This is a genomic window from Pseudoflavonifractor sp. An85 (assembly GCF_002161235.1).
Lineage (GTDB): Bacteria > Bacillota > Clostridia > Oscillospirales > Oscillospiraceae > Enterenecus.
Genome location: NZ_NFHE01000011.1, coordinates 1 through 21,204, shown reverse-complemented (window position 1 = coordinate 21,204; position 21,204 = coordinate 1). Strand labels below are relative to the sequence as shown.

At 58.1% G+C, this 21,204-nt stretch carries 17 protein-coding genes and 5 tRNA genes; 11 read left to right on the top strand and 11 right to left on the bottom strand.

The features are described from left to right. Nucleotides 1–77: 77 nt before the first annotated feature. Both B5G37_RS06860 and B5G37_RS06855 read left to right on the top strand, forming a co-directional pair. On the top strand, nt 78–761 hold the full coding sequence (locus B5G37_RS06860; protein WP_087255813.1) for an ABC transporter ATP-binding protein: 684 nt from the start codon (nt 78–80) through the stop codon (nt 759–761). Continuing rightward, complete coding sequence (locus B5G37_RS06855; protein WP_087255811.1) at nt 758–3,367, top strand: ABC transporter permease; 2,610 nt, start codon at nt 758–760, stop codon at nt 3,365–3,367. The genes B5G37_RS06860 and B5G37_RS06855 overlap by 4 nt, the downstream gene beginning before the upstream one ends. A 46-nt stretch (nt 3,368–3,413) precedes the next feature. On the opposite strand, the gene B5G37_RS06850 is transcribed toward B5G37_RS06855, so the two are convergent. The 8 genes from B5G37_RS06850 to B5G37_RS06815 all read right to left on the bottom strand — a co-directional run bounded on the left by B5G37_RS06850 (nt 3,414) and on the right by B5G37_RS06815 (nt 10,202). Continuing rightward, nucleotides 3,414–4,679, bottom strand: a complete 1,266-nt coding sequence (locus tag B5G37_RS06850; RefSeq protein ID WP_242962805.1) for an ATP-binding protein — start codon at nt 4,677–4,679, stop codon at nt 3,414–3,416. Between the two features lie 6 nt (nt 4,680–4,685). Beyond that, entirely contained in the window at nt 4,686–5,342 is a 657-nt protein-coding gene (locus B5G37_RS06845; RefSeq protein ID WP_087255809.1) for a response regulator transcription factor, read from the bottom strand. 21 nt (nt 5,343–5,363) lie between these two features. Continuing rightward, nucleotides 5,364–6,008, bottom strand: coding sequence for a phosphate signaling complex protein PhoU (gene phoU, locus B5G37_RS06840; RefSeq protein ID WP_087255807.1), 645 nt, complete (start codon nt 6,006–6,008; stop codon nt 5,364–5,366). 15 nt (nt 6,009–6,023) lie between these two features. Next, nucleotides 6,024–6,779, bottom strand: a complete 756-nt coding sequence (pstB, locus tag B5G37_RS06835; RefSeq protein WP_087255805.1) for a phosphate ABC transporter ATP-binding protein PstB — start codon at nt 6,777–6,779, stop codon at nt 6,024–6,026. Between the two features lie 15 nt (nt 6,780–6,794). Further along, nucleotides 6,795–7,646 carry a phosphate ABC transporter permease PstA gene (gene pstA / locus B5G37_RS06830; RefSeq protein WP_343229694.1) on the bottom strand — a complete coding sequence of 284 codons (852 nt, stop codon included), beginning with the start codon at nt 7,644–7,646 and terminating at the stop codon, nt 6,795–6,797. Continuing rightward, nucleotides 7,647–8,561: a phosphate ABC transporter permease subunit PstC gene (gene pstC / locus B5G37_RS06825; RefSeq protein WP_242962803.1), complete on the bottom strand. Its 915-nt coding sequence runs from the start codon at nt 8,559–8,561 to the stop codon at nt 7,647–7,649. It lies immediately after the preceding gene. 122 nt (nt 8,562–8,683) lie between these two features. Then, nucleotides 8,684–9,544 (bottom strand): phosphate ABC transporter substrate-binding protein, encoded by an 861-nt coding sequence (locus B5G37_RS06820; protein WP_087255800.1) that lies wholly within the window; start codon nt 9,542–9,544, stop codon nt 8,684–8,686. Between the two features lie 139 nt (nt 9,545–9,683). Next, complete coding sequence (locus tag B5G37_RS06815; RefSeq protein WP_158099364.1) at nt 9,684–10,202, bottom strand: putative ABC transporter permease; 519 nt, start codon at nt 10,200–10,202, stop codon at nt 9,684–9,686. A 158-nt stretch (nt 10,203–10,360) separates the two neighbouring features. On the opposite strand from B5G37_RS06815, the gene pyrB reads away from it, so the two are divergent. From pyrB to B5G37_RS06775, 8 genes are all read left to right on the top strand, one after another. Further along, nucleotides 10,361–11,419: an aspartate carbamoyltransferase gene (gene pyrB / locus B5G37_RS06810; RefSeq protein ID WP_087255796.1), complete on the top strand. Its 1,059-nt coding sequence runs from the start codon at nt 10,361–10,363 to the stop codon at nt 11,417–11,419. Between the two features lie 81 nt (nt 11,420–11,500). Beyond that, nucleotides 11,501–11,574, top strand: a tRNA-Gly gene (locus B5G37_RS06805). Nucleotides 11,575–11,577: 3 nt separating this feature from the next. Next, nucleotides 11,578–11,654, top strand: a tRNA-Arg gene (locus B5G37_RS06800). A gap of 40 nt (nt 11,655–11,694) precedes the next feature. Next, nucleotides 11,695–11,770, top strand: a tRNA-His gene (locus tag B5G37_RS06795). 54 nt (nt 11,771–11,824) lie between these two features. Next, nucleotides 11,825–11,899 (top strand) — tRNA-Gln (locus tag B5G37_RS06790). A gap of 50 nt (nt 11,900–11,949) precedes the next feature. Beyond that, nucleotides 11,950–12,025: transfer RNA gene (locus B5G37_RS06785), tRNA-Lys, on the top strand. A 437-nt stretch (nt 12,026–12,462) separates the two neighbouring features. After that, nucleotides 12,463–12,990: a GNAT family protein gene (locus B5G37_RS06780; protein ID WP_087255794.1), complete on the top strand. Its 528-nt coding sequence runs from the start codon at nt 12,463–12,465 to the stop codon at nt 12,988–12,990. 112 nt (nt 12,991–13,102) lie between these two features. Further along, nucleotides 13,103–14,818 (top strand): phage tail sheath subtilisin-like domain-containing protein, encoded by a 1,716-nt coding sequence (locus B5G37_RS06775; RefSeq protein WP_087255791.1) that lies wholly within the window; start codon nt 13,103–13,105, stop codon nt 14,816–14,818. A 58-nt stretch (nt 14,819–14,876) separates the two neighbouring features. Here the strand turns inward: B5G37_RS06775 and B5G37_RS06770 are convergent, their stop codons facing one another. The 3 genes from B5G37_RS06770 to B5G37_RS06760 are packed head-to-tail and all read right to left on the bottom strand — an operon-like array spanning nt 14,877 to nt 18,880. Further along, a complete protein-coding gene (locus B5G37_RS06770; RefSeq protein ID WP_087255789.1) occupies nt 14,877–15,473 on the bottom strand; it encodes a DUF4093 domain-containing protein in 597 nt (198 codons plus the stop codon). After that, on the bottom strand, nt 15,467–16,522 hold the full coding sequence (gene holA / locus B5G37_RS06765; protein WP_087255788.1) for a DNA polymerase III subunit delta: 1,056 nt from the start codon (nt 16,520–16,522) through the stop codon (nt 15,467–15,469). Before holA ends, B5G37_RS06770 begins: the two co-directional genes overlap by 7 nt. Before the next feature lie 21 nt (nt 16,523–16,543). Continuing rightward, nucleotides 16,544–18,880 (bottom strand): DNA internalization-related competence protein ComEC/Rec2, encoded by a 2,337-nt coding sequence (locus B5G37_RS06760; RefSeq protein WP_087255786.1) that lies wholly within the window; start codon nt 18,878–18,880, stop codon nt 16,544–16,546. A 141-nt stretch (nt 18,881–19,021) separates the two neighbouring features. Between B5G37_RS06760 and B5G37_RS06755 the strand changes: the two genes are divergently transcribed. Next, nucleotides 19,022–21,204, top strand: a 2,183-nt coding sequence (locus B5G37_RS06755) for a UvrD-helicase domain-containing protein (RefSeq protein ID WP_143482892.1), incomplete at its 3' end; no start/stop codon positions are given.

The window sequence follows — 21,204 nt, the reverse complement described above, 5'->3', positions numbered from 1 at the left end:
GATCTGTCACTTACAAGTCACGGCCCTGTCACCTGGGTGTGGTAGGATGTAGCCACAATCCCAAAGGAGGAATGAACATGGAACTGCTTCGTGTGGAGCATTTGTGTAAAACCTACGGCACCGGGGAAAATCAGGTCAAAGCCCTGGATGACGTATCGTTTTCCGTAAACCGCGGGGAATTTGTGGCCATCATCGGCCCCTCCGGGTCGGGCAAGTCCACCCTGCTGCATCTGCTGGGGGGCGTGGACAAACCCACCAGCGGCAAGGTGTACGTGGATGGGTGTGACGTATACGCCCAAAACGAGGAGAAGCTGGCCATTTTCCGCCGCCGTCAGGTGGGGCTCATCTACCAGTTTTACAACCTGATTCCCGTGCTGGACGTGGTGGAGAACATGACCCTGCCGGTGCTGCTGGACAGGCAGAAGGTAAATCCCAAGCGGCTGAATGAATTGCTGGACACTTTGGGACTGCGGGGCCGGGAGCGGCACCTGCCCAACCAGCTATCCGGCGGCCAGCAGCAGCGGGTGTCCATCGGGCGGGCCCTGATGAACGCCCCGGCGGTGGTGCTGGCCGACGAGCCCACCGGAAACCTGGACTCCAAAAACAGCCAGGAGATCGTGGAACTGCTGCGGCTGTCCAACCGCACCTATCACCAGACCCTCATTGTCATCACCCACGACGAGTCTTTGGCCCTCCAGGCCGACCGGGTAATTGCCATTGAGGACGGAAAAATTGTGCGGGATGAGGTGATTCGTCCATGAACGTGCTGCACAAGGTCACCCTGCAAGCCCTGAAACAAAACCGCACCCGCACCATCGTCACCATCATAGGCATCATCCTGTCCACCGCCATGCTGTGCGCGGTGACCACCTTCACCACCAGCATGCAGAGATATTTGCTGGACCGGGAGGTGTATTCCTCCGGCAGCTGGCACGTAGGCCAGTTGGATATCACCTACCAGAAGTATCAGCAGTTGGCCCAGGCCACAGATGTGGAAACATCCGTATACACACAGCATCTGGGCTACGCCAAAGCCCCGGACAGCCTCAACGCCTACAAGCCTTATTTCTATGTATTGGGCCTGCCAGACACGGGGACAGACCTACTCTCCATCCACCTCACCCAGGGCCGCATGCCCACCTCATCCAATGAAATCGTCCTGCCTCAGCACTATTTGGATGCCTGTGGTCGGCGCTATCAGGTGGGGGATATTCTCACCCTTTCGGTGGGCCAGCGCATGTCGGAGGGCTTTGCCCTGGGACAAAACAACCCCTACGACTTCGACCAGGAGGAGACTCTGGAGGAAACCCAGCCCCACACCTATACCGTGGTAGGCATTTGCCAGCGTTGGGGACTGGAGGATTACTCTGCTCCAGGGTATACCGTATTCACCGGGGCAGACCCCTCCCTGTCGGGGGATGAAATCTGCGACGTGTACTTGTCCCTCACCGACCCAAGCCAGGCTTACACCTTTCAGACCAACCACAACCTGAAAAAAACCAACAGCCGAGTGCTGCTCTACTCTGGCATTTCCCGATATGCCCCCTTCTACGATACCCTGTACCGTCTAGCCGCTATTGTCCTTATCATCATCGTGGCCGCCTCGGTGATTCTCATTTACAACGCCTTCGCCATATCCGTCTCCGAGCGCACCCGGCAGTTCGGGTTGCTCTCCTCTCTGGGGGCCACCAAAAAACAGCTGCGGCGCATGGTGCGCTTCGAAGCTCTGGCCCTCAGCGCCATTGGCGTACCCCTGGGCATCTTGTCCGGCATCGTAGGTATCGGAATTACCCTGAAACTGGTCAGCACCCTATTTCTCAACGACTACCTGTTGGTACCCATGCAGCTGCATATATCCTGGCTGGGAGTACTCATCGCGGTGGTGCTGGGGGTGGTGACGGTGCTTCTCTCCGCCTGGATTCCCTCCCGTCGGGCCACCAAGGTGTCCGCCATGGAGGCCATTCGCCAGTCCCAGGACATCCACGGCACCAAAAAGCTGGTGCGCCCCTCCCTTTTGACCCGGAAGCTCTTCGGCCTGCCTGGAGTGCTGGGTGTGAAGTACTACAAGCGCAGCGCCAAAAAGTACCGCACCACGGTATTCAGTCTCTTCCTCAGCGTGGTACTCTTTGTCTCTGCCTCCTCCTTTGCATCTTCCCTCACCCAATCCGTACTGGGTGGTTTTTCCGGCATGCCTTATGATTTGGAACTGTCCTATGACCCCGCTCCGGGCCTAACGGAGGATTCTCTCATGACCCAGCTGCGTCAGATGGATGGTGTGGATCAGGCCGCCATGGTTTGGGAAGTATCTTGTGTGGGAGATTTTCTCCCCAACGATTTGAACCCAGCCATTCAGACCCCTTCCAGCACCGATGAGGATAAGGTTCGAGGGAATTTCCAGCTGGTGTTTGTGGATCAAAACACGTTTGACGCACTGGCCCAAACCTATTCCATTTCCCATGGCCAGGGCATTGCCTTTGACGGCGCCGCCCTGTTTGACTCCCAACAGGGAAAATATGTCTGGGTGGAGTCCCTCCAGACCACCTCCTGCTCCTTTACCATGCTGCGGCCAAAGTTCCTGGAACACTGCATTCCACAGCAAGAAGTAACCCTCTCGGATGGGAAAATCTATTTTCAATACCTGGACTACACTTCCGGGGTTTACAAAGACCTCTTTGTCCCTGTGGAAGAGGCTTACAATTCCACAACTCTGGACATTGGCGTGGTATCTCAGGACTGGCCCTTCTACCTCCAGCGCAGCAACGGCCTTACTCTGGTCTACCCTGTCTCCCAAATGGCAACCATAGTGGGCGCGGATACTCAAATCATGCCCAGCGTCCGCATGCTGTCCCAAGAACACGATCAAGCCGCGGAGGACATCAAAGAACTGATGCGCTCCCACAGTTCCATGGAATCCCCCCGTGACTATGCCGAAGAAGAACAGGGACAGAAAAACCTCATTCTTGTCATCCAGGTCTTTGCCTACGGCTTCATTGCCCTCATTTCCCTGGTGGCCATGACCAACGTGTTCAACACCATTTCCACCAACGTGATGCTGCGCACCCGGGACTTCGCCATGCTCCAGTCGGTGGGCATGACGGCGCGGGAGATGCGGCGCATGCTGGGCTTTGAGTGCATCCTCTACGGCACTCGAGCCCTGATTCTAGGCATTCCCGTGTCCATCTTCGTCAGCTACCTCATCTACGACGCCATCAACCAAGGCTACCCCCTCCCCTTCCAGGTGCCCTGGATTCCTCTGGGTATTGCCTGTCTGAGCGTGTTTGTGGTGGTGTTTGCCACCATGGCCTACGCCGCCAGAAAGGTACGCAAACAGCAGCTGGTGGAAGCTCTGAAAAACGAAAACCTATAAAAAACAAGTGCTATCCGCTTTGGATAGCACTTGTTTTTTCTTGTATTTACTTCTTGGCCAAAGGCAGGGTCACCGCCACGGTGGTGCCGGAACCCACCACACTGGCCAGCTTGATGTTGCCCTGGTACAGGGCCACAATGTGCTTGACAATGGCCAACCCTAAGCCGGTGCCGCCAGCTGCCCGGCTGCGGCCCTTATCCACCCGGTAGAAGCGCTCAAAGACACGGCTCTGGCTCTCCTCGGGGATGCCGATGCCGGTATCTGCCACCACAAAGTACGCCATACCGCCGGAGGGCTCCACAGTGACGGTGACCCGTCCCCCCTTGCGGTTGTACTTGATGGCATTTTCCATCAGGTTGATGGCCACTTCCTTAAAGCGGTCGGGGGCAATGCAGGCCTCCACCTCGCCGCCCGTCACGTTCAGCTGCACCCCCGCCTTTTCCGCCTGGGGCTGGAGAATGGTTGCCACGTCCCGGGTGATGCTCATCAGGGGCGCCCGCTCGGTGCCGGTGGCTCCCGCCACTGTCTCCAGTTCCGAGACGGTGAGAATGTCATCCACCAGATTGGACAGTCGGTCCACTTCCACGGAGATCATGGTCAAAAACCGCTGCTGATCCTCCGCCTTGGTCACCATGCCCGAAGAGAGCATGTCGGTAAAACCCTTGATGGAGGTCAAAGGCGTTTTCAGCTCGTGGGTGACGTTGGCGGTAAATTCGCTGCGCGCCGACTGCAAGGTCTCATCCACCTGGCGCACGGCCACCTCGGCCTCCTCCACCGGCTTGGCGGTGGTGGTGGCCAGACGTCGGGCCAGCACAAAGGCCAGCACCAGAGCCAGCACCGCCGCGGCAATGAGGCCCACAGCGGTCTGCGCCACCAGAGCGTTGACGGAAGACAAAGCCATAGCTGCCCGGCCCACATACCCGTCGGTAAACACCCGGGCCACGTAAATGGTGTAAATGCCGGTGGTGGCGGAGCGGCGCACATCCTCGCCCACCCCGTTTTCCTTGGCCTCGATCACCTCGGGCCGGGTGGCGTGGTTCTCCCGGGATTCCTTATCCGTATCCCCCAGCACCGTGCCGTCAGGAGAAATGATGGTCAGGCGCTTTTCCGGGGCCGCCTTGGTAAACTGCTCCAACAGCTCCTCCGTCCAGGTCTCATAGTTCTGGGCATCCATAAGTGCCAGCAGCTCGGTGAGGTTGGACCGGGCCGTGTCAATCTCCCGCTGGCGGAAGGTCCACATCCCCACGGCGGCGGAAATCACCACCGACAAGGCCGCAATGAGAAAAATGGATATGGTCAGTTTCTTCTTCAACGTCACTCACCCCATCTTATAGCCCACGGAACGCACCGTGGTGATATAGCCCTCGCCCAGCTTCTGGCGCAGGGCCTTGATGTGCATGTCCACGGTACGGGTCTCGCCGGTGAAATCGTAGTCCCACACGGCGGCCAGGATCTCATCCCGGGTGAGCACCGTGCCCCGGCGGCGCACCAGCAGCCGCAGCAGCTCAAATTCCTTGTACGTCAGAGAAATGTCCTCGCCGCCCCGGGTGACGGTGCGCCCGGCGGGGTCGATCACAAGATCCCGATAGCGCAGCAGAGGGTCACTGTCCCCCACCCGACGCATCACCGCGTTGACCCGGGCTTGCAACTCCATGACCCCGAAGGGCTTGGATATGTAGTCGTCCGCTCCCAAATCCAGGGCAGTGACTTTGTCCATCTCGGTCTGACGGGCGGTGAGCATGATGATGGGCATCTTGGCCGTGGCCTCATCCCCCCGCAGCCGCCGGACAATGTCCAGGCCATCCATACCGGGGAGCATGCCGTCCAGCAGAGCCAAATCCGCCACAGGCGCGTCGGCAAAGAAATCCTCGCCGCTCTCGTAGGCCAGCACCTCGTGGCCCATGGATTTGAAATAGTACTCCAACATGGTGCGGATGGACTGGTCGTCCTCCACAATGGCAATGCGTAGGGCCATGGTTGTTCTCTCCTTTAGTCGTTACTGAATTTCGCCGGTGACACAGAAAATTGCCCAGTTGGCAATGTTCACGGCGTGATCGGCCACTCGCTCCAGGTACTTGCCGATGATGATGAGGTCCACAGAGCGGTCGGAGTGGTCGGCTCGGGTGGCAATGCGCTCCACCAGGATCTTCTTGAGCTGGACAAACAGGTCGTCCACCACGTCGTCCAGATTGATGACCGCCCGGGCGGTGTTCTCGTCCCGGTCCACGTAGGCAGCAATGGCCTGACGCACCATGAGGCCCGCCTGACGGCTCATGGAGACAATCTCCTGGGGTACGTCGGGCTTGTCGCCGCTCTCGGCAATGAGCAGAGAGATCTCGGCAATGTTGGCGGCTTGGTCGCCAATGCGCTGCAGGTCGGTGACCATCTTCATAGCAGCGGAAATGGTGCGCAGGTCCCGGGCCACAGGCTGCTGGCGCATGAGCAGGGACATGCAGCGGTTCTCAATGTCCCGCTCCATCTGGTCCATGTTGTTGCGCATCTCAATGGTGGCCTTTGCACCCTCCGCCTTGCCCTGGGTGAGGGAGGCGGTGACCAGGTCGATGGCGTCCTGGGTCACGGTGCCCATGGCGGTGAGCTGGTGGCTGAGCTCCACCAGCTCAGCGTCAAACGTCTTTCTCATACAGCAACTTCCTCCTTAGCCGAATCGTCCGGTGATGTAGTCCTCGGTACGCTTATCTCTGGGGACAGAGAACAGCTTCTCGGTGTCGTCTGCTTCCACCAGCTCGCCGTGGAGGAAGAAGGCGCAGCGGTCGGACACACGGGTGGCCTGCTGCATGTTATGCGTCACAATCACTATTGTATACGTTTTTTTCAATTCTGCAATCAGATCTTCGATCTTGGAGGTGGAAATGGGGTCCAGAGCAGAAGTGGCCTCATCCATGAGCAGCACGTCGGGCTCCACCGCCAGAGCCCGGGCGATGCAGATACGCTGCTGCTGGCCGCCAGACAGGGACAGGGCGGACTTCTTCAGCCGGTCCTTCACCTCGTCCCAGATGGCCGCGCCACGCAGGGACTTCTCCACAATCTCATCCAGCTGCTTTTTGTTGCGGATGCCGTGGGTGCGAGGGCCATAGGCGATATTGTCGTAGATGGACATGGGGAAGGGGTTGGGCTTCTGGAACACCATGCCCACATGGCGGCGCAGCCAGGTCACATCCACCTGGGGATCAAAGATGTTCTGGTCCCGGTACATGACCTTGCCCTCGATGCGCACGGAGGGCACCAAGTCGTTCATCCGGTCCAGGGTCTTGAGGAAGGTGGACTTGCCGCAGCCAGAGGGGCCGATGAGAGCGGTGACCTGGTTCTGGGGCATCTCCAGGTTGATATCCTTCAGGGCATGGTTCTGGCCATACCACAGATTCAAATTCTCGGTTTTTAAAATGGCGTTCATGGGAGCAGTTCTCCTTTACTTGTTCTTCAGGCGGCTACCGGCCACGGCAGCCAGGATGTTGATGACCAGGGTGATGACCATCAGCACGGCGGCAATGGCCAGAGCGCTTTGCACGTCGCCGTGCTCGCTGGCGTACACATACAAAGCCACGCTGAGGGTGCCGGAGGAGGTGGTCAGCGACTCAAAGAAGTTGTTAAGCACGCTGCCCATACCGGCAGTGAACAGCAGAGCGGCAGACTCGCCCACGATACGGCCCACGGCCAGGATGCAACCGGTGACAATGCCGTCCACCGCGTTGGGCAGCACCACGGTACGCACCATGCGCCACTTACCGGCGCCCAGGCCCAGAGCGCCCTCTCGATAGGACTGGGGCACGGTTTTCAGGGATTCCTGGGTGGTACGCACGATGGTGGGCAGGATCATAATGACCAGGGTCAAACCGCCGCCCAGAATGCCGTACTGCAGACCCATGATCTGCTGGAAGAAGAGCATACCCACTAGACCGAAGATGATGGAGGGGATGCCGGTGAGGGTCTCGGTGGCAAACTCGATGATGGCCACCAGCTTGTGATTGGTGGCGTATTCGGTGAGGTAAATGGCAGCGCCCACACCCAGGGGAAGCACAATAATCATGGAGAGGAAAATGATGTACAGGGTGTTGAGGATGTTGGGCAAAATGCCGTCGGTACCACGGATTAGGCTGCGCTGGGTGGTCAAAAACTCCCAGGTGATGCCACCCAGGCCACGGTAAAAGACATAGCCGATCATGAAGACCAGCAGGGCCACGGTGAGGGCTGCACACAGGTAGAGCAGAGCTCGCAGGCCGCGATCATAGATACGGCGGCTCAAAGACAGATGTTCCACGATTTAGCCCTCCTTTTTATTCTTGACAAACACATTGAGTGCCACGTTGATGAGCATGATGAAGAGGAAGAGTACCAGAGCAATGGAGAAGAGAGATTCCCGCCACAAAGAGCCCACGGTGGCGTAGTTCATCTCGGAGGCAATGGCGGTGGTAAGGAAGCGCACGGAGGTAAACAGGTTCTCGGGCATATTGGCCACGTTGCCGGAGACCATGATGATGGCCATGGCCTCGCCAATGGCACGGCCCACGCCCAGCACAATGGCGGTGGCCACACCGGAACGGGCGGCGGGGAGGGAGACTCGGAAGATGGTCTCAGTGTGGGTGGCGCCCAGAGCCAGGGAGGCCTCCTCATACTCCTTGGGCACCGCCCGCAGGGAGGTCTCAGCCACGTTGATGATGGAAGGAAGGATCATGACGGTGAGCACCACGATGGCAGCCAGCAAGCAGGCGCCGGAAGACAGCTTGAAAGCCTTTTGAATGGCGGGCACCAGCACCACCATGCCCACCAGGCCGTACACCACGGAGGGAATGCCAGCCAACAGGGACACAGCAGAACGGATTACCGAGGCCACTCGTTGGTTGGCCACCTTGGCCAGGAACATGGCGGTGAGCACGCCCACCGGCACACCCACAATCACAGCCCCAGCCGTACCCGCAAAGGAGGTGAGAATGAAGGGCAAAATGCCGTGGGGTCCATTCTTACCGTCCCAGGTGTCTCCCAACAAAAAGTCGGTGACCCCGATTTCCAGCATGGCGGGCAGACCGGAAATCACCAGGTAGACGCTGATAAACAACACACTGGCCACGGCCACAAAACCGCACAGGAAGAAGATCGTTTTTACCAGCAGCTCCACGGCATCCCGCAGCTGCCGAGCTGTGTGCACCTTAGACTGTTCTTTACTTTTCTCTGAGGCCATGGGTACAACCTCCTTGGTGGTTTGAGTCATTACATTCTCGTTATCCACTTATATTCTCCTTTACACAGGGGAATGGCCCCCATCCCGCTACGGGGATGGGGGCTAGTCCCTTTGAGTTGTTGTTACTCAGCGGTGGGCACGGCGCCAGCCTGACGGATCAGGTCAGCAGCGTCAGCGGACATAGCCCAGTCGAAGAAGGCCTGAGCCTGAGCGGAGAGCTCCACACCTTCCTTGGTCACGACCACGAAGGGACGCTGAATCTTGTAAGTACCATCCAGAATGGTGGACTCGTTGCACTCCACACCGTCCACAGTGATGGCGGCGATGCCGTCCTCACCCTCAACAGCGGACAGAGAAGCGTAGCCGATGGCAGCGGTGTTGCTGCGCACAGCCTCGATGACAGCGCCGGTGGAGGTCAGCTCCTGATCCAGCTGGCACTTGTCCTCGGTCTCGGTGATGGACTCGAAGCCGTCACGGGTGCCGGAACCAGCCTCACGGCCGATGATAGCGATCTCGCCAGCGTCGCCGCCCACCTCAGACCAGTCGGTGATCTCGCCGGTGAAGATCTTGGCGATCTGCTCCACGGACAGGTCGGCAACCTTATTCTCAGCGTTGACAATGATGGCGATGCCGTCCAGAGCAATGATGTTCTCCACCAGGCCCTCAGCCTTCTCCTCGTCCTTCAGGCCGCGGGAAGCCAGGCCAAAGTCGGCAGTGCTGTTCATGGCAGCCTCCACACCAGCGGAGGAGCCGCCGCCCTCCACGGACACGGTGACACCCTTGTTGTCCAGGCCGAACTGCTCAGCCAGGATGCTCATCACGTCGGTCATAGAGGTGGAGCCCAGGCACACCACGTTGCCGGACAGAGCCGGGCTCTCGGACTTGTCAGAACCTGCGTCGGACTCCTTGGCAGCCTGGTTGCCGCAAGCGGCCAGGCTGAAAGCCATGGCGCCAGCCATCAGCACAGCGATAAACTTCTTCATTTGTTTCGTCTCTCCATTTCATTTATGACTTGTTTGTTGTTTTCCTCGTTTGGGAACAGTACCGAGTTTACAAAAGTTTTGTAAAGTACGCGCTCATGACTTTGTAAAGTCTCTGTAAAGTCAGCCCAATTCTTCGCAATTAGCGATACCATTGTAAAACCAGTGCATTTCCTTCCCGTTTTAGTGCAAAACTACTAACCAGGCAATCAGCCAGGAATACGATCCACGCTGGGGTGGAAAGCTGGGGAGGAATGGCCAAGACACAAGTCTTTACAAAGGGGTGTACTGTGTAAAGAAGCACCAAAGCCAGCCCAGACCAGGCCAGAGAGAAGGGCAGACACACCAATCCCCCCACATTTCCCCCCACTTGGGAATAATCCCAAAAGGAGACCCCCAACACATATTTATAATAGAGGCCAAAGAGAAACTCGGTGGCTGTGGCCACCAAGCACCCTACCGTCATACCCCACAGCGGTTGAGGGTCCGGTCCGCTCAGTGCCACAATGGCCACTGCTCCCACCCCGTACACCGGGCACAGGGGAAGCAGCAGCAGACACTTGCGCCCCCGCCCATGGCCGTGAACCACCTTGGAATAGGCCACCTCCAACAAATAACCCAGAAAGCTATACACCAATATATACCAAATCAATTCTTGCATGGTTTCCCCTCCTGTCCCCCTAGTGTGTCCCAAGGAGGGGTTTCTCATGAAATGAATAAAAATTTTTTCTTTCCACCGGATTTTTACCACCAGTTACCTGTTGTTTGACCTGGGGGTTTGTGGTACAATGTATCGAACTTTGCAAGGAGGGACTCCACATGCGTCATTTGATTGACTTCGGGGATTTGACACGACAGGAATGGGACGAGATTTATAAAAGAGCGGACAAGATCATTGACCATCCGGAACAGTATTTAGATGTATGCCACGGTAAGGTGTCGGCCAACCTATTTTACGAGCCCTCCACCCGCACCAACTTCTCCTTTCAAACTGCCATGATGCGCCTGGGCGGTTCGGTGTTCGGCTTTGCCGACCCCAACTCCTCCTCGGTGGCCAAGGGCGAGACGTTGAAGGACACCATTAAAATGGTATCCAACTACGCCGATGTCATCGTCATGCGCACCCCTTGGGAGGGCGCAGCCAAGGCCGCATCTCTCTACTCCGACGTGCCGGTGATCAACGCCGGTGACGGCGGACACATGCACCCCACCCAGACCACCGCCGACCTGACCACCATCACCCGCCTGCGAGGCAGCGTGGATGGCCTGTCCATCGGTCTGTGCGGCGACTTGAAAAACGGACGCACCGTCCACTCCTTGATTAAAGCGCTGGCCAAGTTCCAGAACATTCGCTTCTACCTCATCGCTCCCCGGGATCTGGCCATTCCCCAGTACCTGCGCCAGTTCATGCAGGAGCGCAACATGCCCTTTGTGGAGGTCACCGGTCTGGAGACCGTCATTCCCCAGTTGGACGTGCTGTATATGACCCGCATTCAGAAAGAGCGGTTTGTGGACCCCCTGGAGTACGAGCGCAACAAGGGCATTTACGTGCTCACCCGCTCCAAGCTGGACCGGGCCCGGGAAAACCTGCTCATCATGCATCCCCTGCCCCGTGTGGATGAGATCACCGTGGATGTGGACGACGATCCCCGTGCCGTGTACTTCCAGCAAGCCCGCTTCGGCATGTTTGCCCGCATGGCTCTGCTGTCTGATCTGGCCAACCAGCCCCGTATGACCCCCGCCCCCGTGGAGATCGGCACCAAACCTGTGTGCCACAATCCCCGGTGCATCACCCAGACCGAGCACTATCTGCCTCCTCTGGTGAAGAAAAACGGCGGTGTGGACTGCTGCGCCTTCTGTGACGCCCCTCTGGATTGATTTTTTACAAAAAGGGCTTGACACCCCAGACATTCTGTGCTATTATACACAGGCTGATGTTTGGGGCGTCACCCTTTACCTGCGGGTGTAGTTCAATGGTAGAATCCCAGCCTTCCAAGCTGGTCGCGTGGGTTCGATTCCCATCACCCGCTCCATACGCGCCTGTAGCTCAGGTGGATAGAGCAACTGCCTTCTAAGCAGTGGGTCAGGGGTTCGAGTCCCTTCAGGCGTGCCAGTTTTTCGCCCTGCTTGAATCAGCGCAAGAAGTAAATATGGTGGGTATAGCTCAGTTGGCAGAGCACCGGATTGTGGTTCCGGGTGTCGTGGGTTCGAGCCCCATTACCCACCCCATACTGTGGCTAAGGGCCGGAGCGTCCGCTCCGGCCCTTGCTTCCATCCTTTCATTGGGGTGTAGCCAAGTGGTAAGGCACGGGACTTTGACTCCCGCATTCGTTGGTTCGAGTCCAACCATCCCAGCCAGACCAACGTCCCCCTGGCTCGCCCGGGGGGACATCTGGAAAACTTCATATGACCTAGTAGCTCAGTTGGTAGAGCAACGCCCTTTTAAGGCGAAGGTCCGGGGTTCGAGTCCCCGCTGGGTCACCACGTCGGAGCAAGCGTCATATCGCTTGCTCCGACTTTTTTCAAAAGTCAGAGTGCGCTCATTTTGCTGCTCCTCCTTTCCAAATCGAACCCGCTGCGCTGGGCTTCGATTTGGTTTTAGGTGCAGACCTGATAGCCGTGCATCTATACTGTTGCGATACTTCAAATAAAAGGACACAACATAAGTTGTGTCCTTTTATTTGGTAGCCGCAAGTGATTTATGATGCTCGGGGTCGGCAGAGCCGCCCCACCATGTGGGGCCCCAGTCCCGAATGCGAATGCGTTCGGGATTTTTACTTCTTCACTATTCACTCTTTACTTTTCGCCCACTTCTACTGCCTACCCAGGATTTTGGGAAGTGAATGAGTCATACTCTTGCACGTCTTTTGTAAATCCGTTATACTTCATTCATCCACAGAAATTGCAATGGAGGAGAGCGAATGGAAAAAATTCAGTATGAAAACTTAATCATCCGTCAAGCCGAAGTCTCCGATGCAAAGCAGCTTGCCACCTGGTGGAATGATGGCGCTGTCATGGCACACGCAGGTTTTCCCCACGGCGTAGGAACCACCGAGGAGGAAGTCATAAGAGGACTTGGTAAGGGTTGTCTGGTCATTCAAGAAAATGATCGTCTGATCGGTGAGTGCAATTATCGTAATGTAGATCACGGTGTTGCTGAAATCGGCATTAAGATCTGCGAAACCGATGGTCAAAATCGTGGTGTGGGAAGAAAAATTTTGAGTATGCTGATTGGCTGGCTGTTCCAAAACGGCTATTCTAAAATCATTCTCGACACAAATTTGAAGAACACCAGAGCACAACACGTTTATGAATCCTTGGGTTTTCGCAAGGTGAGAACGAACATAGACGCTTGGAAAGATCAGATGGGTCAGCTTCAATCTTCCATTGACTACGAGTTGGTTGAGCAGGATTTTATCAGCTACTTAAACGATGGGCTTCCGGTTTAAGCTGCCCTGCGTTTGCGCCAAAGGCCCGGCTGTCAGAGTTACATAGCATGCGCACAGCGGCCCACTTCCGAATCAGTGCCGCCCTGTGAAAACCGAAAAGGAACGAAAGATTATGGAGAATTATGTTGCACCTGGCGTTTATACGGAAGAATTTGATTCCGGCATGAAACCTATGGACGGCGTGGGTACCAGCACAGCTGGCTTTGTCGGCCTGGCGGAAAAGGGTCCTATCACGGGACAACCGGTTCTGATTCGCAGCTTTTCAGAATACAGACGGTGGTTCGGGGAGTATCTCTCAGAAGAAGAATACAGAACCTATCGTTTTTTACCCTATGCGGTGGAGCAGTTTTTTGCCAATGGCGGTATGGCCTGCTATGTCATGCGAGTTGCTCCTGGAGATACCGCTGTGGCCAAACATACCGACGAGGTGATGCAGATAACCGCTCTTTCCCCTGGTACCTGGGGCAATGGTATACAGCTCACACTGACCCGCTGTGTGCGAGCCTGTACCCGGATACTGCGGGCCGAACCCACCGCAAGTGGAACTCCATACCAACTGGAAAATGCCACCGGATTTCAGGTGGGGGATGTGATTGCATGCCGGATGGGAGACCATGTGAGTTATCATAAGATCACCGCCCTGAACGGAAGTGCCATTGCCACCGATCCGGGCCTACCCGACAACGTTGTAGACCCCCACCTGATCTCCCAATATACTCTGGAAGCCTGTGGCGTGGACCTTGCCATTTGTGGAGGTGGCGAGGAAGAAAAATTCTCCGGATGTTCCCTCAATCCGGCGGCACCAGAGTACCTACCTACGATAGTCAAACAGTCTACGCTGGTGTCCTTGTCCCTGCACGAAGCGGACAAAACCGGGGATTTGTTGGTGGTGCTGGGTGGAACCGCACAAGACACAGAACTCCGCTTTTCCCTGTGCGGCGGCACCAACGGTACGCTGAGCAACATCAGTGCCGATGTGTTCCGCGGCACCGATGGAGGACCTGGGAAGCGCACAGGCATCGAGGCATTTCAGGAGATCCATGACGTATCCATTTTGGCGGTACCCGGTGTTACCGATGCCAATGTACAGGCTAAACTCATTGCCCACTGCGAACATCTGGGCAACCGTTTCGCCGTGCTGGACGCCCCGCTGGACTGCACTTCGGTGGATGCCTTGATCACCTACCGCAGCGCCTACAACACCTCTTACGCCGCACTTTACGCTCCCTGGATACAGATATATGATTCACTGCTCAAACGTCCCACCTACATGCCACCTTCCGGTTCGGTGTGTGGCATTTATGCCCGGGTAGACATTACCCGCGGCGTACATAAGGCCCCGGCCAATGAGGTTGTCAAAGAGTGCACCGGGTTATCCGCCCTGTACAACCAGGAGGAACAAGGCACACTTGCCCGAAAGGGTGTAAATTTGATTTGCGCCATTCCAAAACAGGGCATCCGGGCGTGGGGCGCCCGTACCTGCTCCAATGACGACAACTGGAAACATATTAACGTACGGCGGCTCTCCATCTTCTTGGAGGAATCCATCCGAGTCTACACCAGTTGGGCGATGTATGAGCCCAATGACGAATGCCTTTGGAACCGTGTTAAGAGCACAGTTTCCCTTTTCTTGGAATCCCAGCGCCGCAACGGCATTTTGATGGGAGCAACACCGGATCAGGCGTACTACGTCAAGGTGGGTCATGACACCATGACGCAAAATGACATCCTCAGCGGACAGCTCATCTGTGAGATCGGCATAGCTGCCATGCGGCCAACGGTGTTTCTTCCCATGCGTATTACCCACTCCAGCCAGAACAAAACCTGAGTCGTAGCCCATATTCAAGCAAAAGCCTGGGTGAGCAAACCGCTCACCCAGGCTTTTCTCATTTCTCCAGCTCCTCCACCATCTGCGCCACTTCGTCCGGGGTATGCAGGGCATTGAGCATGGCTAGTAACGCTTTACTGTTCATGTGCTGGGGCAGGCCCAGCTTGTGCAGCAACGCCTCCCGGCGGGCGGCGGAATCAGGGCGGCCGGTGAGACCCAGAGCGAACATGTCCGCCGGGGTCAGGTCACCCCGGGCTTGGGCAGGGCCTTCCCCGTCCACCACCGTGGCCCCCGCTCGCAAAAGGGCCTGACGAAGGATATCCGGGTTCATCCCCTCCACCCCCAGCTTGCCCTCTTTGCCGGCCTTGCGCTTGCGCCGCTCCTTGCCGTACACGTCGGGAATGTAGGCGTGTTTCACCTGATTCTTAGGAATGGCCCCTTTGAGATAGTTGCGGATGACAAATCCCGCCCCGTCGGAATCGGTGAGCACGATAATGCCCTGGCGCTGGGCCAGGCGGCGGATCAGTTCCAGCTTCTCCCCATCTTTGAACACCCCAAACCCGGAGGTCTCCAAGATGAGGGCATCCACCACCTGGGACAGACTGTTTTTGTCGTAACGGCCCTCTACAATGATGGCCTCTTTGATTTTCAGCACTCGATCACCTTCCGTCCTGCGGATAATTCCATGAGCAGCTGGGTGAGAATCTCTCCATCTGCTCCATAGTTCACTTTCAGCTGGATATCCGCCTCACTGCACCGGCGCACCGCGTGGCGGCACCACAGCAGGGAGAATTTCCGGGCGGCATCCATGATTTTGTCCCCCTGGAAAGAATGCTTCATCCCCCACAGCTCCATAAAGTCACTGCGGCTCTTCCCCGCGTCCAGGTAGAGCCGAGCGGTGTACAGCTGGCGGAAGTATTTGCCCATCACTGAGAGGATCATCACCCCCGACTCCTGACTGTGGAGCAGGTCGGCCAGCACCGAGGCGGCTTTGTTAAAGTCCCGCTGGGCCAGGGCGTCCGTCATCTGGAACACCACCGCATCCACCTGAGGGATGGCCACCGCGTCCATATCCGCCCGGGTGATGCGCTCTTGGGCGGCGTAAGCGCAGATCTTCTCCAACTCGGTGGACAGGTTGGTCATGCTGTCCCCGCACAGGAAGATGAGATATTGGGCATCGGCCCGGTCCACCTGATGGCCCATAGCCTTGCATTTGCGCACGATCCAGTCGGTGAGGTCGCCGGTACTCTGACGCTGGAAATTCACCAAGGCCCCAGACTGTTTCAGGTAGGTACCCAACTTGCTGCGCCCGTCCACCTTAAAATTCACCAGATCGTAGACAAACACCAGGCAGCAGTAGTCGGGCAGGTCGGCAAACAGCTCCAAAAGTTGCTTGCGCCCGCTCTCCCCCTGGCCCATGAGGTCAAAGTCGGTGACCAGCACCAGAGTGCGCTCACTCATCATAGGCAGGCAGTCCACCGCCTGGGCAATCCAGTCCACGGTGCACTCCTTGCCCTGGGCGGCGTGGAGGTTGAAGTCCTCCATGCCCTGGGGCAGAATGGCCTTTTTCACCTCACCCAGGTAATACTCCCGCAAAAAGGCCTCGTCCCCGTAAAAAACGTAGAGATTTTTTAGGTTTCCCTGGCGCAGCGCCTGCTTCAATTCCCGCATGGCGGTGTTATCTGTTTGATTCTTGGGCGGCATACCGTTCCCTCCTCCTTGTTCTCACCAGATTCCCACCTGGTCCCCCTGCACCACCACCGTCACCGTACCCTCCAGATCGGTGCGGTGGACCTCCACCCCTGAGCGGTGCAGCCGCTCCAAGGTCTCATCGTCCGGGTGTCCATATGGATTGTCCTCCCCCACCGAGAGGATGCCCAACTCCGGCCGGGCCCAGCCCAAAAGCTCCGTCCCAGTGGAATCCGCCGAACCGTGGTGGCCCACCACCAGCAGTTCAATGTTGGGGATGACAAAATATCGCACAATCATGTGCTCCACATAGCTGTCCGCATCTCCCGTGATAAGCACGTCAAAGTCGTTCACCGTACACAGGGCGGACAGACCTTCCTCATTGGTGGTGCCGCTGCCCAGGGGCGGAATCACCCGGATGTTCAGGGTTTCCAAGGCCAGCTCGGTCTCATCCCCCACCCACTGGCAGGGAATGTCCCGCTCCTCCAGCCAGCCTTCCAAGGTCTGGGCCTGCTCCTGGTCCAAATCCGAGTCGGGTACCAGCACCTGGCCCACCTCTATCCGGTCCAAAAGACGTTCTACGCCGTTGAAGTGGTCCTCGTCCAGGTGGGTAAGCAAAAGCACATCCACTCCATCGCGTCCCACAGAGTTTAGATAGTCTGCGGCAATATCTCCCGCCGAAGTGGACAGGCTTCCGCCGCAGTCCACCAACACGGTGGCATCCCCGGTGAGCAGCAGCGTGGACGAGCCTTGGCCCACGTCCAGCCCCACTACCATCAAATCGGACTGGGCCACTGTCAGGGCGGACAACCCCACCGGAAGGGCCAGCGCCGCCGCCAGACCACCCCCGGCCAAAACCATTTGCACGGTGCGCACGCTGCCCCACAGCACCAGGCCGCCCACGGCATACACACCCACCAGCCAAATCACATGGTACGGGTTGTTCATATCCAACACCCCGTGGGGAAGGGTGCCAAACTGGTGGATCACCCACAGGGCATAGTGGCCCAGCACCCCCGCGCCCTGACCCAGCAGGGTGGCCACACCCGGCAGACACAGGGCCAGAAAGCCCAGTCCCAGAGCGCATACCATCAGGGCCGTCAAAGCCCACAACACCAAAATGTTAACCAGCGGCGCCACCAAAGACACCTGTCCGAACAAAAACCCACACAACGGCGTAGTCAACGCCATGGCGCCCAGGGAGGCAGAAATAGACGCGCTGACCCACTGCCAGCCTCGGCGCACCAGCCGCCTCCATCCTGTTCTATTCTTCCAGTCCTCCAAGGGCTTGGTCATGCGGGTATAAATCCGCCCGGTGATCAGAAGAATCCCCATCACCGACAGAAACGACAGCTGCAATCCCACACTGGCCACGGAATAGGGGTTGAACATCAGCAGCACCAACAGCGCCAAAGCCAGAGCAGAGGGGGAATCCTGCTCTCGCCTCACCCAGGGCACCGCCAGCACCGTCCCCTGCATCCACACCGCCCGAAAGGCGGAAGGAGTGGCCCCCGCCATAAAGGCATAAAAGAACAGCACGGGAATCAGTGCGATGCCCCACCGGCGGCTGCCCCGGCAACACAAGGTGAGCACGCCCACCAAAAAGGAGATGTGCAGGCCGGACACCACCGCGGCGTGGAGCACCCCCGCCCGGGTCATGTCCTGATACGCCCCATCGGACAGTCCGGTTTTGTCTCCCAGGGTCACCGCCACCGCCATAGGGGCCACTGTCTGGTCAAAGGCGGTCTCCACTCCTTCTTTGAGCCGCTGGGCCACCCAAGCCGGCCACTCCGCCCATGGCAGCACACGGGGGCGTTCCACGGTGGGAGCCTGGTCGCAGGAGGCCATGAGAAATACTCCCTTGGCGGTGAAATACAACAGTTCATCCCCATAGGTGAAGGGAGCGTGTTCCACCTGCCCCTCCACTTGTACGTGGTCACCCAGCTGCACGTCCTGCCAGCTCTCCGGGGCGTTGAGGCGCAGGTCTGCCCCGCCATCCAGCCGCACCACCAGGGAGTAGCTGCCGGTGGTGGTCATCTGGGGTTGGGAGATGACGGTACCGGAAATGGTCTGTTCTCCCACACAGGCCTGGGCAGGGAGACACACCATATAATAATAGATGGAAAACCAGCACAGCCCCGCCACACAGCCAGCGGCCACTGTCATACCTCTCCGGCACACCTGCCAGACAAAGTATCTGCGGGGATGGCACCCCCGCAACTCCACCCAGTCCTCCCGGCTTTTGGGCTGGCACTTCTGCCAACCCAAAAGCAGGGGCACGCCGGGAATCACCAGATATCCCACCGGAGCCCCCAACACCAGCAGCAGGCACATCATGGCAAAGCCCCCGGCAAACCAGGTTAGCTTTCGCATGCCCGCCACCTCCCATTGTACATCTTTTATTATTGTAACGGCTGCACCCCGGCAAGTCAACCGCCGGGGATCGGTTGCCCTGTTTGGCGGTATCTGCTATAATGACAGAACACCGATTTTGCAATAAGGATTTGATGATAGATGCTCAACGAAAAACAGCGCTCGGAATTTGCCTCTCTGCGCCGGGCCGCCATTGCTCTGGACTACCCCAACCTAAACCCGGAGCAGCTCCAGGCGGTGCTCACCACCCAAGGCCCCCTGCTGCTGCTGGCGGGGGCAGGTTCCGGTAAAACCACCGTGCTCATCCACCGGGTGGCCAACCTCATCCGCTACGGCCGAGGCTCGGATTCCACCGAAGTCCCCGGCTGGGCCACGGACGAAGATTTGGACTTTTTACGCCACTATGTGGACCATCCCACCCCGGAAGGGCGGGAGTACGCTTCCCGGCTGTGTGAACTGGACCCCGCGCCCCCCTGGACCATTCTGGCCATCACCTTCACCAACAAAGCCGCCGGGGAACTGAAAGACCGGCTGGAGCGGGTACTGGGCCCTCAGGCTCTGGACATCTGGGCCTCCACCTTCCACTCCGCCTGTGTGCGCATCCTGCGCCGGGACATTGAGCGGCTGGGCTTTCCCTCCTCCTTCACCATCTACGACACCGACGACTCCCTGCGGGTGGTAAAGGACTGCCTGAAGGAGTTCGGCATGGATGAAAAGCTCTTCCCGCCCCGCTCGGTGCTGGGGGTCATCTCCAAGGCCAAGGACCAGATGCAGTTGGCGAAAGACTTCCACAACGAGGCCAAAAAAAGTGGAGATTTCCGTCTGGAACAAATCTCTCGCCTGTACACCGCCTACGAAAAGCGGCTGTGGGAGGCCGGAGCCCTGGACTTTGACGACATCATCTTCCACACTGTGCGCCTGCTCCAGCAGGAGCCGGAGGTACTGACCTACTACCAAAACAGGTTCCGCTACGTGCTCATCGACGAGTACCAGGACACCAACCACATGCAGTACCTCCTGGCCTCTCTCCTGGCCGGAGGCCACAAAAACATCTGCGTGGTGGGGGACGACGACCAGTCCATCTACCGCTTCCGGGGCGCCACCATCGAGAACATTCTCTCCTTTGAGAACCAGTACAAAGGCGCCCAGTGCATCCGCCTGGAGCAGAACTACCGCTCCACCAAGACCATTCTGGCAGCGGCCAACCACGTCATTCGCCGCAACCAGGGCCGGAAGGGCAAGGAGCTGTGGACGGCAGGGGCGGAAGGGGACAAAGTACATCTCTACACCGCCATGAACGAAAGCGATGAGGCCCAATATGTGGCCAACACCATTTTGGAGCACTACCGGCAGGGGATGAAGTGGCGGGACCACGCCATTCTCTACCGTATGAATGCCCAGTCCTACCAGTTGGAATTGGCCTTCAAGCGCACCGGCATCCCCTACCGGGTCATCGGGGGCACCCGCTTCTTTGACCGGGCGGAAGTCAAGGACATGCTGGCCTATCTGTGCGTAGTGGCCAACCCCCAAGATGATTTGCGGCTGTCCCGCATCATCAACGTCCCCACCCGGGGCATCGGCGCCACCACTGTGGATCGGGCCCGGGCCATCGCCGCCCAAGAGGGGCTTTCCCTGTGGCAGGTGGTGAGCCAGGCCGAGCAGTACCCCGAGTTGCAAAAGGCCACCGCCAAGCTGAATGCTTTCGCCTCCCTCATCCGGGACTTACAGGTCATGAGCCGCTCCATGGACTTAGCCGCCTTCTATGAGATGGTCATGGAGCGCACCGGGTACGCCGCCATGCTGAGCGTAAAGCCCGACGTGGAAAACCGAACCCGGTTGGAGAACATCCGAGAGCTGCTCACCTCCATCAAGGGGTACATGGAAAACAGTGAATCCCCCACTCTGGCGGGATTCTTGGACGAAATCGCCCTGTACACCGACCTGGACAACCACGACCCCAACGAGGACGCGGTGGTGATGATGACCATGCACTCGGCCAAGGGCCTGGAGTTCCCCGTGGTGTTTGTGGTGGGCATGGAAGAGGGCATCTTCCCCGGTATGCGCTGCATCGGCGACGAGGAGGAGATGGAAGAGGAGCGGCGGCTGTGCTATGTGGCCCTCACCCGGGCCAAAGAACAGCTGCACCTGACCTGCGCCAGTATGCGTATGCTCTACGGCCGCACCAGCGCCAACCGCCCCTCCCGCTTCGCCGGAGAAATTCCCCCCGAGCTGTTGGAGCAGAGCGGGCGCAGCTATCAGGAGCACTCCCGCCCCTGGGAGAGCGGCAGCAGCTATGTCCCCTCCCCCCAGGCTCGGCCCAAGCC

Bases quoted from the DNA above. Each gene is read 5' to 3' on its own strand.
- B5G37_RS06860 (WP_087255813.1), top strand. From the start codon at position 78: ATGGAACTGCTTCGTGTGGAGCATTTGTGTAAAACCTACGGCACCGGG.
- B5G37_RS06855 (WP_087255811.1), top strand. From the start codon at position 758: ATGAACGTGCTGCACAAGGTCACCCTGCAAGCCCTGAAACAAAACCGC.
- B5G37_RS06845 (WP_087255809.1), bottom strand. From the start codon at position 5,342: ATGGCCCTACGCATTGCCATTGTGGAGGACGACCAGTCCATCCGCACC.
- phoU (WP_087255807.1), bottom strand. From the start codon at position 6,008: ATGAGAAAGACGTTTGACGCTGAGCTGGTGGAGCTCAGCCACCAGCTC.
- pstB (WP_087255805.1), bottom strand. From the start codon at position 6,779: ATGAACGCCATTTTAAAAACCGAGAATTTGAATCTGTGGTATGGCCAG.
- pstC (WP_242962803.1), bottom strand. From the start codon at position 8,561: ATGGCCTCAGAGAAAAGTAAAGAACAGTCTAAGGTGCACACAGCTCGG.
- B5G37_RS06820 (WP_087255800.1), bottom strand. From the start codon at position 9,544: ATGAAGAAGTTTATCGCTGTGCTGATGGCTGGCGCCATGGCTTTCAGC.
- B5G37_RS06815 (WP_158099364.1), bottom strand. From the start codon at position 10,202: ATGCAAGAATTGATTTGGTATATATTGGTGTATAGCTTTCTGGGTTAT.
- pyrB (WP_087255796.1), top strand. From the start codon at position 10,361: ATGCGTCATTTGATTGACTTCGGGGATTTGACACGACAGGAATGGGAC.
- B5G37_RS06780 (WP_087255794.1), top strand. From the start codon at position 12,463: ATGGAAAAAATTCAGTATGAAAACTTAATCATCCGTCAAGCCGAAGTC.
- B5G37_RS06775 (WP_087255791.1), top strand. From the start codon at position 13,103: ATGGAGAATTATGTTGCACCTGGCGTTTATACGGAAGAATTTGATTCC.
- holA (WP_087255788.1), bottom strand. From the start codon at position 16,522: ATGCCGCCCAAGAATCAAACAGATAACACCGCCATGCGGGAATTGAAG.
- B5G37_RS06760 (WP_087255786.1), bottom strand. From the start codon at position 18,880: ATGCGAAAGCTAACCTGGTTTGCCGGGGGCTTTGCCATGATGTGCCTG.